The sequence below is a fragment of the Saccharococcus sp. Marseille-Q5394 genome, from assembly GCF_946901335.1.
Classification (GTDB): Bacteria; Bacillota; Bacilli; order Bacillales_A; family Planococcaceae; genus Sporosarcina; species Sporosarcina luteola_C.
The window spans coordinates 1,356,540-1,369,790 of sequence record NZ_CAMPPQ010000001.1 but is presented as its reverse complement, the minus strand read 5'-3'; the positions used below and the strand labels follow the sequence as shown (position 1 = coordinate 1,369,790).

Below are 13,251 nucleotides of genomic sequence, written 5' to 3'. Positions count from 1 at the left end.
AATGAGGTGCAACAGATGACAAAAAGGAAAATGGGACTTTTAGTCATGGCGTACGGAACGCCATACAAGGATGAGGATATCTTACCGTACTACACGCATATCCGGCGCGGCCGTCCGCCTGCACCGGAACAACTGGAAGATCTGAAGGCCCGCTATCAAGCGATTGGCGGTATTTCCCCGCTCGCGAAAATTACGGAAAACCAGGCAAATGCACTTGGCGACCGTCTGAATGCGATGCAGGATGAAATCGAGTTCAACGTCTATGTCGGCTTGAAGCATATTACGCCATTTGTCGAAGAAGCGGTTGAACAGATGGAAGCTGACGGAATCAAAGAAGCGGTGTCGATCGTATTGGCACCCCATTACTCTTCATTCTCCGTGAAATCATACAATGAACGCGCGAAGGAAGAAGCTGAGAAGCACGGTATTTCCATGACATCGGTCGAAAGCTGGTACAAACAGCCGAAGTTCATCGAATACTGGGCGGATAAGATTCGCAACACATATGCAGGTATGAGTGATGCAGAACGTGAAAAAGCATGCCTCGTCGTTTCGGCGCACTCTTTGCCTGAAAAGATCAAGCAATTCGGAGATCCGTATCCGGAACAACTGGATGAGACAGCGAAATTGATTGCGGAAGCGGCTGAAGTTGAACAGTATGCAGTCGGCTGGCAAAGTGAAGGGCAGACGGGAGAGCCATGGCTCGGACCGGATGTCCAAGACTTGACGCGCGACTTGCATGAGCAGAAAGGCTATGAAGCATTCGTCTATACACCGGTCGGCTTCGTTTCAGATCATTTGGAAGTCCTTTATGATAATGACCATGAATGTAAAGTTGTATGCGATGAAATCGGTGCTTCTTATTACCGTCCCGCAATGCCGAATACGGACCCGCTATTCATTAACGCAATGGCGGATGCGGTGCTTGAACAATTGAAGGAAGCCTGAGGGCAGCTAGGAAGTGATGACATGAGTGAACAAAAGAAGAGAGTCGTCATCGTCGGTGGAGGGATCACCGGGCTTTCCGCAGCATTTTATTTGCAAAAAGCGGCCCGTGAACAAAACTTGCCGATTGAAGTGACACTAATTGAAGCGACGAATCGACTGGGCGGTAAAATCCAGACGGTCCGCCGTGACGGCTTTGTCATCGAACGCGGGCCGGACAGCTTCCTCATTCGAAAGAAAAGCATGGACACGTTCGCGAAGGATGTCGGCATTGGCGACGATCTTGTACGCAATGCGACGGGCCAAGCGTATATCCTCGTGAACGGTCGGTTGCAACCGATTCCGGGCGGCTCTGTCATGGGCATTCCTACGAAGGTCGGCCCGTTCCTGAAATCTGACCTGTTTTCATTGGCAGGAAAATTAAGGGCGGCAGGGGATTTCGTATTGCCGCGTTCAGGAATAGAAGGAGATCAGTCACTCGGCCACTTCTTCCGTCGCCGATTCGGCCCGGAAATCGTTGAAAACCTCATCGAGCCGCTGTTATCGGGAGTGTATGCAGGTGATATCGATCATATGAGCCTGCAATCAACGTTTCCGCAATTTTACGAAGTGGAAAAGAAACACCGCAGCCTCATCCTCGGTATGAAAAAGACGACGCCAAAGCAGGTTCCGCAGAAGGATGGACATGGCGCCTCCAAAAAAGGGGCGTTCCATTCGCTTCGGAACGGGCTTGAATCGATCGTTGAGGCGGCGGAACAGCGGTTGGAACCCGGCACAGTGAGAAAAGGCATCCGCATCGAAAGCATTTCCAAGCAGGGGAATCAAAATATTCTAAAGTTGAATACCGGTGAAACGATTGTGGCGGATTCCGTCATCTTGACGACGGGTCATGCGGCGGCAAGCCAACTATTCGCTCCCCACGGTCTGTTGGAAGGGCTGAAGGAAATCCACACGACATCCGTCGCGACAGTCGCACTCGCATTTCCTGCGGAGAATATCGTCCAAGACACGGAAGGAACAGGTTTCCTCGTTTCCCGAAGCAGCGATTACTCCATCACCGCCTGCACATGGGTCCATCGGAAATGGCCTACGACGACGCCGGAAGGGAAAGTCCTTCTGCGCGCGTTCGTCGGACGCCCGGGAGAAGATGCGATTGTCGATTTGCCCGATGGCGAGATCGAGCGGATCGTCCTCGAAGACTTAGGGAAGATCATAACAATCAAAGGCAAACCGGATTTCACAGTCATTACGCGCTTTAAGGATGATCGGCCGCAATACCGGGTCGGGCATCGCCAACGTATAGACGCCGCCCGTGCAGAACTGAAAGATGCTTTTCCGAACGTCAAATTGGCAGGAGCCTCATATGACGGCGTCGGACTGCCGGACTGTATAAATCAAGGCAAAGCGGCTGTGGAAGAGGTCATTGCTGATTTGATTACGAAATAAAATCGAAAGAGTCCGCCCTGCGCGGACTTTTTCAATTGGAAGGAAGTATATATGAAAAAACTGCTAGTCTTAATTAGTACAGCTATCCTATTAACTGCTTGTTCCATCGGAAATGAGTGGGACAATCCGATGCCGGAGGAAGACTTCCTCATCATCGGGCATCGCGGCGCTTCGGCATACGAACCGGAAAACACGATTCCTGCCTTTGAGCTTGCGGAAGACCTTAATGCGGATTACGTAGAGCTTGACGTCCATTTGACGAAGGATGGGGAATTGATCGTCATGCATGACGATGACGTGAAACGGACAACAGAAGCAGCCGGGAAGATAAAGGATTTCACATTGGCCGAATTGAAACAGCTGACCGCGGATGAGAAGAAAGGCGAGAAAATCGCCGTCAGCGGCAGAGACGAAGAAGCGTATGAAATCCCTACATTGCGGGAAGTGGTCGAACAGATGAAAGGAGACATCCGCTTTGTCATCGAGTTGAAAGATACAGAGCAATACCCAGGCATCGAGGAGGAATTGGTCCGACTCATGGAAGAGCAGGAGTTGATCGGTATCGACGCCGAAGGGTATCCGAAAGCGGTCATCCTTTCATTTGACAAGAAGGCGTTGAAGCAAGTGCATAAGATCGACCCTGAGATTCCGCTGATTCAATTGGTCTCCTTCGACGAAGGGGAGGAAGCGGCACTAACAAAGAAGGAATTGAAGGATATTCTATCGTACGCTTCAGGGATCAACGTGAGCTACGAAGCATTGACGCCTCCTTTCGTCAACACAATGCACGGCGAGGGTCTCGCGGTATATGCTTACACGGTGAATGACGCCGAAGCCGCCTTGCGGTTGAAAGCGATGGGCGTCAACGGCATCGCTACGGACGAACCCGATATTTTGGACGAACAAAACAGTCGGTGAGTGATCATAAAAGCTGGTGATTGATCATAACGGCTAGGTGAGTGATCATAAACTCCGGTGAGTGATCATAAAAGCTGTTGAGTGATCATAAAAGCTGGTGAGTGATCATAAAATCCGGTGAGTGATCATAAAAGCTGGTGAGTGATCATAAAAGCTGTTGAGTGATCATAACAGTCGGTGAGTGATCATAAAAGCTGTTGAGTGATCATAAAAGCTGGTGGGTGATCATAAAAGCTGTTGAGTGATCATAAAAGTTGGTGAGTGATCATAAAATCCGGTGAGTGATCATAAAATCCGGTGAGTGATCATAAAAGCCGTTGAGTGATCATAACAGCTGGTAAGTGATTATAACAGCTGCTTCATACAAAAACAGGACTGCTACGGGAAGACGATTAATCGACTTTCCGGGCAGTCCTCTTTTGTATTAGATGATGTTGCACTCATCGCATTTATTGCTGTAGCATTCATGCTGTTCCTCAATTTCTTTTCCGCATTCGGCACAGGTTTTCGCAGGCAGGTTCTTGAAAAACTCAATGACATTCTCTAGCATCGGTATTCCCTCCTGTCTATTTGTACTAATACTAATTAGGTAATTGGGCTAGTGTAATATAACAGCATGGGTAAAAAAATTAGACGATATTGCACTCGTCACATTTAGTACTGTAGCATTCATGCTGTTCTTCAATTTTCTCTCCACAAACTTCACAGGATTTAGCGGGCAGGTTTCTGAAAAACTCTACGATACTCTCGACCATTTCATCTTCCTCCTCTTGTTCTATAACTAAATTTGTTAGAATGATTGTATTATAACAGCGGATCAAATGTCAACACTTTTCTGTTCATTTCGGATAAAATAGAAATGAATTCATTTACATAGGGAGCGATTATTGTGTATTTCGTTGATAATAAAGGTATTACCGATCCGAGGATCAACCTTGCGATCGAGGAGTATGTATTGAAAAACATGGACATCGACAAAGATCCGTTTCTGCTGTTCTATATCAACGAACCGTCGATCATTATCGGAAAGAACCAGAATACGGTCGAGGAGATTAATACCGAGTACGTCGATGCGAATGGAATCCATGTCGTCCGTAGGCTTTCAGGCGGAGGTGCAGTCTACCATGATTTGGGGAACTTGAATTACAGTTTCATTACAAAAGACGACGGAGAGTCGTTCCGCAATTTCAAGAAATTCACCGAGCCGGTCATCAAGGCATTAGGTGAAATGGGCGTTACAGCGGAATTACTTGGCCGTAATGACATCCTCGTCGAAGGGCGGAAAGTTTCGGGGAATGCGCAATTCGCGACACAAGGCCGTATGTTCACTCACGGGACGTTGATGTTTGATACGGAAATCGAGCGGGTCGTGTCTGCATTGAAAGTGAAGAAGGACAAAATCGAATCGAAAGGGATCAAGTCGATCCGCAGCCGTGTCGCAAACATTTCGGAGTTCATCGAAGGACCGATGACGATCGAACAATTCCGCATGGAAATTCTAAAGTCGATATTCGAAGGCGAAGAGAATATCCAGTATTGGGAACTGACCGACGAGGACTGGGATAACATCCGGGCTTTATCCGCAGAGCGTTACGGCAACTGGGACTGGAACTACGGCAAATCCCCGAAATTCAATATGCAGCATTCCCACCGCTTCCCTGTTGGGGGAATCGATGTGCGCCTGCAAGTCGAAAAAGGGAATATTATTAATGACGTCAACATTTTCGGAGACTTTTTCGGCGTCGGTGATGTGGCAGTAGTCGAAGATAGTCTGAAGGGCGTCCAATACGATCGCGAATCAATTACGAAGGCTCTCGACGCGGTCGACATTCCTACCGTGTTGGGCGGAATTACGAAAGAGGAATTCATTAATTTAATCTATTAAGTTGAAAACCGGTGCAAAGCCGGTTTTTTCTTTTGCCATAGTATATGCGGAATTGGCCGGAGGGGTGTGGTCATCTCAGTTTTGAACGGAAGTGAGAGTTGAGTGGTGATAACCCTCTCCTGAGTGGTGATAAACTCCGCCTGAGTGGTGATAAAGTCGAGAATCGGTGGTGAAGTCGCCTGAATCGGTGATAACCAGTCGAGAATCGGTGATAAAGTCGCCCGAATCGGTGATAACATGCCGAGAATCGGTGATAAAGTCATCCGAATCGGTGATAACTAGCTGAGTGTCGGTGATAAACTCACGCTAAGCGGTGATAAAGTCGAGAATCGGTGGTAAAGTCCCTCGAATCGGTGGTAACGAGCCAAGAATCGGTGGTAAACCCTCGAGAATCGGTGATAAACCATTTTCAAACACAGCCTCCTCGCCCGCCGAGCGTGCATTCCGTTTTTGCGATATAATAGTTGGAATAGCGAAGGGGGAATTTGCGATGAGGAACCATCGTATCTTCATTGTTGAGGACGATAAAAAAATTGCGAAGCTGTTGGCGGATACGTTGCGTAAATATCAGTATGACGTAGCGATTGTCGAGGATTTTGATAATGTGGAGGCGGAATGTTCGGCGTTCGATCCGCATTTGATTCTCCTCGATATCAATCTGCCTTCGTATGATGGCTATTATTGGTGCCGGCAGCTTCGGCAGACGACGACATGCCCAATCATTTTCATCTCCGCGCGTTCAGGCGATATGGACCAAGTGTTTGCGCTCGAGAACGGAGGGGATGATTTCATTACGAAACCTTTCCATTACGAGATCGTCCTTGCGAAGATCAGAAGCCATTTAAGAAGGGCGTTCGGGGAATACGCACCGAGCCAGGGGGAGCGGACGGTGAAGCTCGGTTCACTTGAGCTGTTCATCGAACGGATGGAGCTGCATTTGCGCGATGAGGAAATACCGCTTCAGAAGAAGGAGTGTGTCATCCTTGAGCTGCTTATGGAGGCGTCGCCGAAAGTCGTTTCACGGGAGACGCTGCTCGAAGAATTATGGGACGATCAGTCATTTGTCGATGAAAACACGTTGAACGTGAATATGACACGCGTGCGGAAAAAGCTGACCGATTACGGCGTACTGTCTGTCATTGAGACGGTCCGCGGGTCAGGTTACCGTTTCCTCATTGCGCCGGAGGAATCATGAAGCAGATTGTTTTATTCCTGAGAGAGCATTTATCCTGGATCATTTTCGAGGTGATGCTTGTAACATTCATCCTCGTCCTCTATTGGTTGGACGGCTTCCGCGGAATCAATACGGCAATCTACTCAATCATTATGAGCTTGCTGCTGACGGGGGGCTTCCTCATCGGGAAGTTCATCACCAGGCGACCGTATTACGAAGCGATCTTGCGAAAACCCGAAAAGATGGAAGATGCGCTCATCCGCAATATACAGACGACGGAGCAGCGCCAATCGACAGCGTTCATGCGCGATTTGTATACATTGTATCAAGCCGAAGTGCAATCACTGTACGCATCGCAGCACCGTCAGTTACAGTTCGTCAATCAATGGGTGCATCAAATGAAGACGCCAATTTCTGTCATCAACTTGCTGTTGCAGGAAGACGGCGAACTCGACAAGCGCAGCCTCCGCGAGGAAGTCGATAAAATCCAGCGCGGACTTGATGTCGTACTCGTCAACGCGCGGCTTGAGACGTTCGAGGAAGACATGCAGATCGAACAAGTCGGCTTGAAGAGTCTCGTTCAGCAAATTGTGACGGACCATAAGCGGCTGTTCATTACAAATGGCGTCTTTCCGGTCATTTCAATTAATGAATCGCTCGTCGTTGCGACCGACGAGAAATGGATGAAAATCGCCATCGGCCAGTTCATTACAAATGCTGTGAAATATACGTTTGAAAAGGGGAAGCGACTTTATCTGTCGGCGAAACAAACAGCTATCGGCTTCGAGCTGACAATCCGCGATGAAGGTGTCGGCATTCCGGCTTCCGACTTAAAGCGGGTGACGAAGGCGTTTTTCACAGGTGAAAATGGCCGGCTGACCGGTGAATCGACAGGGATGGGGCTGTACATTGCCGATGAAGTCTGTTTGAAGCTCGGCCATCCATTGACGATTGAATCGGAAGTGGGGCAAGGGACTACTGTCAAGATTCTGTTTACAAATGGAGAGATAGGTGAAACGGATGAAGAACTCGATCGTGAAATTGGAGCAAGTGACGAAGATCTATGAAGGAAAAGTGATGCACCGCGCGCTGAAACGCCTTGACTTCGAGGCGGAAGCCGGGGAATTCATCGCTATCATGGGGCCCTCCGGAAGCGGAAAGACGACATTGCTGAACATCATTTCGACAATCGACATGCCGACATACGGACGAGTCATGATTGACGGCATCGAGCCCGAAACATTGAATGCGAATGAACTGGCACTGTTCAGACGTCATAATTTCGGCTTCGTCTTCCAGGACATCAATCTGCTTAAAAGTTTGACAGTGGAAGAGAATCTCGTGCTGCCGCTCACATTGGACGGGCTGCCGATCATGGAAATGAAAAAACGGGTCACCCGGCTGGCGGGTCAATTGAGGTTAAAAGAGATCCTCAACCGGCGTCCGGATGAGCTGTCGGGTGGACAGGCGCAACGGACCGCAGTCGGACGTGCGTTGATCCATAATCCTAAGCTTATTCTTGCAGATGAGCCGACAGGGAATCTCGATTCGAATTCAGCAAAGGAAGTCCTCGAATTGCTCAGCCTTGTCAATGAAACCGAGCGGACGACGATCATCATGGTGACGCATGACCCCATTGCGGCAAGTTATTGTGACCGCGTGCTGTTCATCAAGGACGGCGAGTTTTTCAATGAAATTTACAAGGATGAGCGGCGCCAGACGTTCTTCCAACGGATTTTGAATGTGCTTAGTTTACTTGGAGGGAATGTCAATGACTTGCGGATGCTGTAACAGGGACATTCGAATAGGGAGGAGTGCCTCATGACATTTCGCCAGTTCGCTTTCCGGAATGTCATGCGCAATCGGCGGATTTACGCAGCCTTTTTCATGGCAAGCGTTTTTTCGGTAATGGTGTTTTTCCTTTATTCCATGCTGCTGTTCCATCCGTCGATCGAAGGCAGTGCGCTCCAGGACATTGCGGTGCTCGGCATGAGCATCGCCGAAATCATCCTGTACATATTCACGATGTTCTTCCTGTTCTATTCGATGCGGGCGTTTTTGCAGGCAAGGACGAAGGAGTTCGGCATCCTCCTCCATTTAGGGATGGAGAAACGGCAGCTGCACCGGCTCATTTTCATCGAAACATTTATTATTGGCGCGGCGTCGATCGGGGTCGGCACCTTCTTAGGATATATGTTTTCGAAATTCTTCTTTATGGTTGTAAAAAGGATTGTCATGCTGCCAGCGCTACCCCTGTATCTATCTTGGGAGCCGTTCGCATTGACGGTCGGCGCTTTCCTGAGCCTGTTCATCATAATTTCATGGGTCGCACCGGTTTTCATCCGGACAGGCAAGCTTGATGAATTGATCCGTGGTGACGGTGGAGGCTTGGAGCAGCAAGGTTTTTCGAAGATTCGAGGAGTGTTGGGTATCGTTCTCCTTGGAATTTCCTATACGATGGCTGCTTTCACGTCGAATAGTATCGTTATCGAGCTGATTTTCCTGTTGCCGCCGCTTGCGACGCTTGGCACGTATTTCTTTTTCACGGATTCATTGCCATTCATCCTCCATCTATTCAAAGTGCGGAAGGAGTTCTATTGGCGGCATTTCCGCCTGCTCGCGATTTCCGAAGGCGTCATCCGGCTGAAAGAGAACGCCCGGATGTTTTTCATCGTGACGATCGTCTCAACGGTCGCGTTCATGTCCGTAGGAATCCTCGCATCGCTCACTTCATTCGCCTCCCAATACCGGGAAATGAACCCGCTCGGTCTTGTGTATGAAAGCTTTTCGGGCAATGAAATGGAGCAGAAGCATATCAATCAGCTTGAGCATGAACTGAGAAAGAATGAAATCGAGTACACATACGTCCAGTTCCCGGTGCTGAAACAGCGTTCGACGTTGACGGACTATACAGTCACGATCATCAAGCTCGAAAGCGTGAACAGACTGTCGAGGTCATTCGGCAATCAGGCATTTGAATTGAAGGAAGGGGAGGCGCTGTTCCTCCCGCCGACCGCTTCCACATACGAGCAGCTGAAAAGGCAATCCATCGAGACGGTGCTTGAGGAAAGCGGCATTGCGGTACGAATCAACGGCGCCTATCCATATGAACTGTTCCCAGCGCATGCGATCGGTACAAATACAATCATTTTGAACGATGCCGATTATGAAAATATAGCGTCTCTCATCGAGCCGTCATCCGTCTATCACGCGTTCGATATTCCGGACTGGCAAAAGACGAAAAACATCGGACTGACAATCGAGCATTCCGTGACGGAATCACTTTTGACAGGCACGCGAGAGAAACTTCATTTCAACTTCGATAATCCTGGCCTGAACTATTCCGTCATGCGGACGACCTTCACATTGCTGCTGTTCATCGGACTATTGCTCGCTGGCGTATTCCTCTTAGCTGCGGGAAGCTTCATCTATTTTCGGCTCTATACATCGCTCGACAGCGACCGGAAGCAGTTCAATGTGCTCCGGCGCATGGGCATTACCGACAAGGAATTCAAGAAAATCGTCAATCGGCAGCTTATCCCCCAATTTTTCGTCCCATGGGGCGTCGCGCTCGTCCATAGCTCATTTGCGTTCCTGTCGCTGCAAGTAATCTGGGACGCCCTCGCGGAAATCTCCATCGTCCGCGAACTCACAATGGTGCTCGTCGGCTTCACAGCACTGCAAGTCATTTATTTCTACCTCATCCGCTGGCGATATCTAGCGCACATCCGCACACCGGAGTAGTAGTGGAATGAAAAACGCATAAATGCCTCGAAATGTCCATAAACCGTTGCAGATACGCATAAACCGGTTTATAAGTCCATAAGTTGTACTAAATACGCATAAATCTCGCCAGACACGCATAAACGAAAATGTAATGCCTTCCCTCAACTTCCAGGGAAGGCATTTTTCAATTGTTTTCCTAAAATAAAAATAAAGCTTTCTCTCAGTTGTGATAACAGTAGTTTTCTAAAAGTATTGTGAACTTTTAATTTTTCTTATATAATAATAGTTGGGTTTACTGAATGGTGGTTCATTCAATGAAAAGGGAGGATGTTCAGTATGAATTTGGTTTCACAAGTTTATGAAACATCGAAGCTGCAACCTGGGAAAACGGCTTATCACTTTATGGGGAAAGACACTTCGTATGCCGAGTTCGACCAGTCCGTGTCCATGTTTGCTTCTGCATTGCAAGACTTAGGAGTCGAAAAGGGTGACCACATCGCATTGTTGTTAGGAAATACACCGCATTTCCTCATATCGCTCTATGCGACGATGCGGATCGGAGCGACAGCGATTCCGGTCAATCCGATTTATTCGCCTGATGAAATTTCATACATTCTACATAACAGCGATGCCAAAGCGGTCATCGCGCTAGACCAATTGCTGCCGCTAGTCGAAAAATCCGCGACACTGTTTCCTTCGATCGAGAACTATATCGTCTGTGAAATGAGCGCAGATATAGGGGAGAGATTGTCGGCGCTTTCAGATAAAGCAAAAGCTAAAGTCCAACTGTTTTCCAAACTCATTGCTACAGGCAAGCCGGATCTCGCTCCGATTGAAGTTGACGGAAATGAAACCGCTATCATCCTCTATACGTCCGGAACGACAGGCCGTCCGAAAGGTGCGATGCTGACGCATGAAAATCTGTACTCGAACGCGAGAGATGTCGGAGACTATTTAGGGTTCTCGGAAAACGACCGTATTGTTGCGACTTTGCCCGTTTTCCACGTGTTCGCGCTGACCGTCGTCGTGAACGCACCATTGCTGAAAGGCGCGACGATCTTGCTCGTCCCGCGTTTTAGCCCGGGGGAAGTGTTTGAGACAATTAAGGAGCAGCAGGCGACTATATTCGCCGGCGTACCGACAATGTACAATTTCCTCTATCAATACCCGGAAGGCGATCCAGCCGATTTCAACACAATCCGCATCGCAATATCGGGAGGTGCATCGCTGCCAGTCGCGTTGCTTCATAACTTTGAGAATAAATTCAATGTAAGGATCTCAGAGGGGTATGGCCTCTCCGAAGCGTCACCAGTCACATGCTTCAACCCGTTGGATCGTGAACGGGTCCCAGGATCAATCGGCACGAACATCATCAATGTGGAAAATAAAGTGTTCGACGAATATGGCGAGGAAGTGCCTGTCGGCGAAGTTGGTGAACTCGTCGTCAAAGGGCCGAACGTCATGAAAGGCTATTACAAAATGCCCGAAGAAACCGCTGCCGCCATCCGCGACGGCTGGCTGTACACGGGCGACTTGGCCCGGCAGGACGAAGACGGGTACTTCTATATCGTCGACCGCAAGAAAGACATGATCATCGTCGGCGGCTACAACGTCTATCCGCGCGAAGTCGAAGAGGTGCTGTTCACACATGACGACATCATCGAAGCAGCAGTCATCGGCGTGCCGGATCTTGATTTCGGCGAAGAAGTCCAAGCATTCGTCGTCCTGAAAAAAGGCGCTGTGGCGGATGCTGAGAAATTGAAGGAATTCTGTTCTAAACGTCTGGCGAAATATAAAGTGCCGAAGATCATTGAGTTCCTTGACGAACTGCCGAAGAATACAACGGGTAAAATTTTGCGGAGGTCGTTGAAGGATCAAGTTAGGCAATAAATGAAAGGGCCCTTCCACGGTGAGTCGCGGAAGGGCTCGTTTCTCTTGGCAAGGGCTCAATTAATTGCACAAGGGCTCAATTATTTGATTAAGGGCTCAATTAATCGCGCAAGGGCTCCATTATTTGATCAAGGGCTCAATTAATCGTACAAGGGCTCAATTATTTCAACAAGGGCTCAATTAATCACATCGAAGGTCCATTCTTCCGTGCTCAGGGTCCATACCTTCTCCGTCAGGGCTCATTCTTTCATTCCCACGGCCCGTTCTTTCTCGCCAAAGGACCATTCTTTCCAGTAAATCTCCCACACTAGCCAAAATAATAAGCCGAAATCTCCCGAATGAAATGCTCCTCCAATTCACCTTTCATTTTCACAAGAATAAACGTAGACACAACCGGCAACTGGAACAAATCAAAATGCGGTTGCATGAGCCGGCCTTCCGTAAGTTCGCGCCGGACAATCGAGTGGGGGAGGAACGAGACGCCGAGCCCTTCCTGGATGAACCGTTTCGCAATATGCGCCTGCGTCACCTTCATCGTGCGTACGCCCGGCACATGCTTATGCAAAATGACGAGCAAATCCTCCCAATAGACCGGATGATGATGCGTCAGCAAATAATTACCGAGCAGCGCCTCCTCCACATCAACCGGCGGGCCGCTTTCCTCGTCGTAACTATCCGTCGGTGTAATGAAAACAATCGGATCGTCATAAACTCGGATCGATTCGATGCCTTTCAAAGCCGCATCCAACGCCGAAATGCCCAAATGGACTTCTCCCGAATCGACGAGCCGCTCAATTACCTCGGACTCCTCTACTCGGATTGTCAGCTCCACATCGGCGTGCTTCTCCATGAAGGTCCGTAAGAAATAAGGCAAAATCGTTTCCGCCATGAGCGGCGAAATGGCGATTGTCCATAATCGGCGGTAACCTTGCGCGAATGCGTGCATCCGATTCACACTATCATCCAACCCGGTCAACAATTTTGCAGCCTCCGCATTAAACAATCTACCCGCGTCGGTCAACGTGACACGATTGTTGATCCGATCGAAAAGCCGGACGCCAACATGCTCCTCAAGCAGTTTGATGTGTACCGTGACGGTCGGCTGAGACAACAGCAATTTCTCTGAAGCCTTCCTGAAATTCAATGTCTCCGCAGCCACGATGAACGTACGTAACCATTGCGTGTCCACCACCGCACCCCCTTTTGATTAATAAAACTAATCAAATCATTCAAAAACATTTAATTTACCTAATTATACCTCCCGCTT

The 13,251-nt window shown here is 48.8% G+C and carries 12 protein-coding genes; 9 read left to right on the top strand and 3 right to left on the bottom strand.

The window, feature by feature from the left end; genetic code table 11:
- The first annotated feature begins 15 nt into the window (after nucleotides 1–15).
- From hemH to OC538_RS06805, 3 genes are read left to right on the top strand one after another with little or no spacing between them, the layout of a single operon-like run.
- The gene (gene hemH, locus OC538_RS06815) at nucleotides 16–948 is read left to right on the top strand and encodes a ferrochelatase (RefSeq protein WP_262173854.1); all 933 of its coding nucleotides are present in this window, start codon (nucleotides 16–18) and stop codon (nucleotides 946–948) included.
- A 21-nt stretch (nucleotides 949–969) separates the two neighbouring features.
- Nucleotides 970–2,391, top strand: coding sequence for a protoporphyrinogen oxidase (gene hemY / locus OC538_RS06810; RefSeq protein WP_262173853.1), 1,422 nt, complete (start codon nucleotides 970–972; stop codon nucleotides 2,389–2,391).
- Nucleotides 2,392–2,442: 51 nt separating this feature from the next.
- On the top strand, nucleotides 2,443–3,309 hold the full coding sequence (locus OC538_RS06805; protein ID WP_262173851.1) for a glycerophosphodiester phosphodiesterase: 867 nt from the start codon (nucleotides 2,443–2,445) through the stop codon (nucleotides 3,307–3,309).
- A gap of 424 nt (nucleotides 3,310–3,733) precedes the next feature.
- Here the strand turns inward: OC538_RS06805 and yhfH (OC538_RS06800) are convergent, their stop codons facing one another.
- Both yhfH (OC538_RS06800) and yhfH (OC538_RS06795) read right to left on the bottom strand, forming a co-directional pair.
- Nucleotides 3,734–3,859: a protein YhfH gene (gene yhfH, locus OC538_RS06800; protein WP_082713641.1), complete on the bottom strand. Its 126-nt coding sequence runs from the start codon at nucleotides 3,857–3,859 to the stop codon at nucleotides 3,734–3,736.
- A 79-nt stretch (nucleotides 3,860–3,938) separates the two neighbouring features.
- Entirely contained in the window at nucleotides 3,939–4,064 is a 126-nt protein-coding gene (yhfH, locus tag OC538_RS06795; protein ID WP_251693856.1) for a protein YhfH, read from the bottom strand.
- Nucleotides 4,065–4,198: 134 nt separating this feature from the next.
- Here yhfH (OC538_RS06795) and OC538_RS06790 point away from each other — a divergent pair, with 134 nt between their 5' ends.
- From OC538_RS06790 to OC538_RS06765, 6 genes are all read left to right on the top strand, one after another.
- On the top strand, nucleotides 4,199–5,194 hold the full coding sequence (locus OC538_RS06790; RefSeq protein ID WP_262173847.1) for a lipoate--protein ligase: 996 nt from the start codon (nucleotides 4,199–4,201) through the stop codon (nucleotides 5,192–5,194).
- A gap of 490 nt (nucleotides 5,195–5,684) precedes the next feature.
- Nucleotides 5,685–6,389: a response regulator transcription factor gene (locus OC538_RS06785; RefSeq protein ID WP_262173845.1), complete on the top strand. Its 705-nt coding sequence runs from the start codon at nucleotides 5,685–5,687 to the stop codon at nucleotides 6,387–6,389.
- Nucleotides 6,386–7,435 (top strand): sensor histidine kinase, encoded by a 1,050-nt coding sequence (locus OC538_RS06780; protein ID WP_262173844.1) that lies wholly within the window; start codon nucleotides 6,386–6,388, stop codon nucleotides 7,433–7,435. The genes OC538_RS06785 and OC538_RS06780 overlap by 4 nt, the downstream gene beginning before the upstream one ends.
- On the top strand, nucleotides 7,389–8,159 hold the full coding sequence (locus tag OC538_RS06775; RefSeq protein ID WP_262173842.1) for an ABC transporter ATP-binding protein: 771 nt from the start codon (nucleotides 7,389–7,391) through the stop codon (nucleotides 8,157–8,159). Before OC538_RS06780 ends, OC538_RS06775 begins: the two co-directional genes overlap by 47 nt.
- A 30-nt stretch (nucleotides 8,160–8,189) precedes the next feature.
- Nucleotides 8,190–10,112, top strand: coding sequence for an FtsX-like permease family protein (locus OC538_RS06770; protein WP_262173839.1), 1,923 nt, complete (start codon nucleotides 8,190–8,192; stop codon nucleotides 10,110–10,112).
- A 318-nt stretch (nucleotides 10,113–10,430) separates the two neighbouring features.
- Entirely contained in the window at nucleotides 10,431–11,984 is a 1,554-nt protein-coding gene (locus tag OC538_RS06765) for a fatty acid--CoA ligase family protein (protein ID WP_262173837.1), read from the top strand.
- A gap of 307 nt (nucleotides 11,985–12,291) precedes the next feature.
- Here OC538_RS06765 and OC538_RS06760 read toward each other — a convergent pair whose 3' ends face one another.
- The gene (locus tag OC538_RS06760; protein ID WP_262173836.1) at nucleotides 12,292–13,173 is read right to left on the bottom strand and encodes a LysR family transcriptional regulator; all 882 of its coding nucleotides are present in this window, start codon (nucleotides 13,171–13,173) and stop codon (nucleotides 12,292–12,294) included.
- Nucleotides 13,174–13,251 lie beyond the last annotated feature (78 nt).

Bases quoted from the DNA above. Each gene is read 5' to 3' on its own strand.
- OC538_RS06785 (WP_262173845.1), top strand. From the start codon at position 5,685: ATGAGGAACCATCGTATCTTCATTGTTGAGGACGATAAAAAAATTGCG.
- OC538_RS06770 (WP_262173839.1), top strand. From the start codon at position 8,190: ATGACATTTCGCCAGTTCGCTTTCCGGAATGTCATGCGCAATCGGCGG.
- OC538_RS06765 (WP_262173837.1), top strand. From the start codon at position 10,431: ATGAATTTGGTTTCACAAGTTTATGAAACATCGAAGCTGCAACCTGGG.
- yhfH (WP_082713641.1), bottom strand. From the start codon at position 3,859: ATGCTAGAGAATGTCATTGAGTTTTTCAAGAACCTGCCTGCGAAAACC.
- OC538_RS06775 (WP_262173842.1), top strand. From the start codon at position 7,389: ATGAAGAACTCGATCGTGAAATTGGAGCAAGTGACGAAGATCTATGAA.
- OC538_RS06780 (WP_262173844.1), top strand. From the start codon at position 6,386: ATGAAGCAGATTGTTTTATTCCTGAGAGAGCATTTATCCTGGATCATT.
- yhfH (WP_251693856.1), bottom strand. From the start codon at position 4,064: ATGGTCGAGAGTATCGTAGAGTTTTTCAGAAACCTGCCCGCTAAATCC.
- hemH (WP_262173854.1), top strand. From the start codon at position 16: ATGACAAAAAGGAAAATGGGACTTTTAGTCATGGCGTACGGAACGCCA.
- hemY (WP_262173853.1), top strand. From the start codon at position 970: ATGAGTGAACAAAAGAAGAGAGTCGTCATCGTCGGTGGAGGGATCACC.
- OC538_RS06805 (WP_262173851.1), top strand. From the start codon at position 2,443: ATGAAAAAACTGCTAGTCTTAATTAGTACAGCTATCCTATTAACTGCT.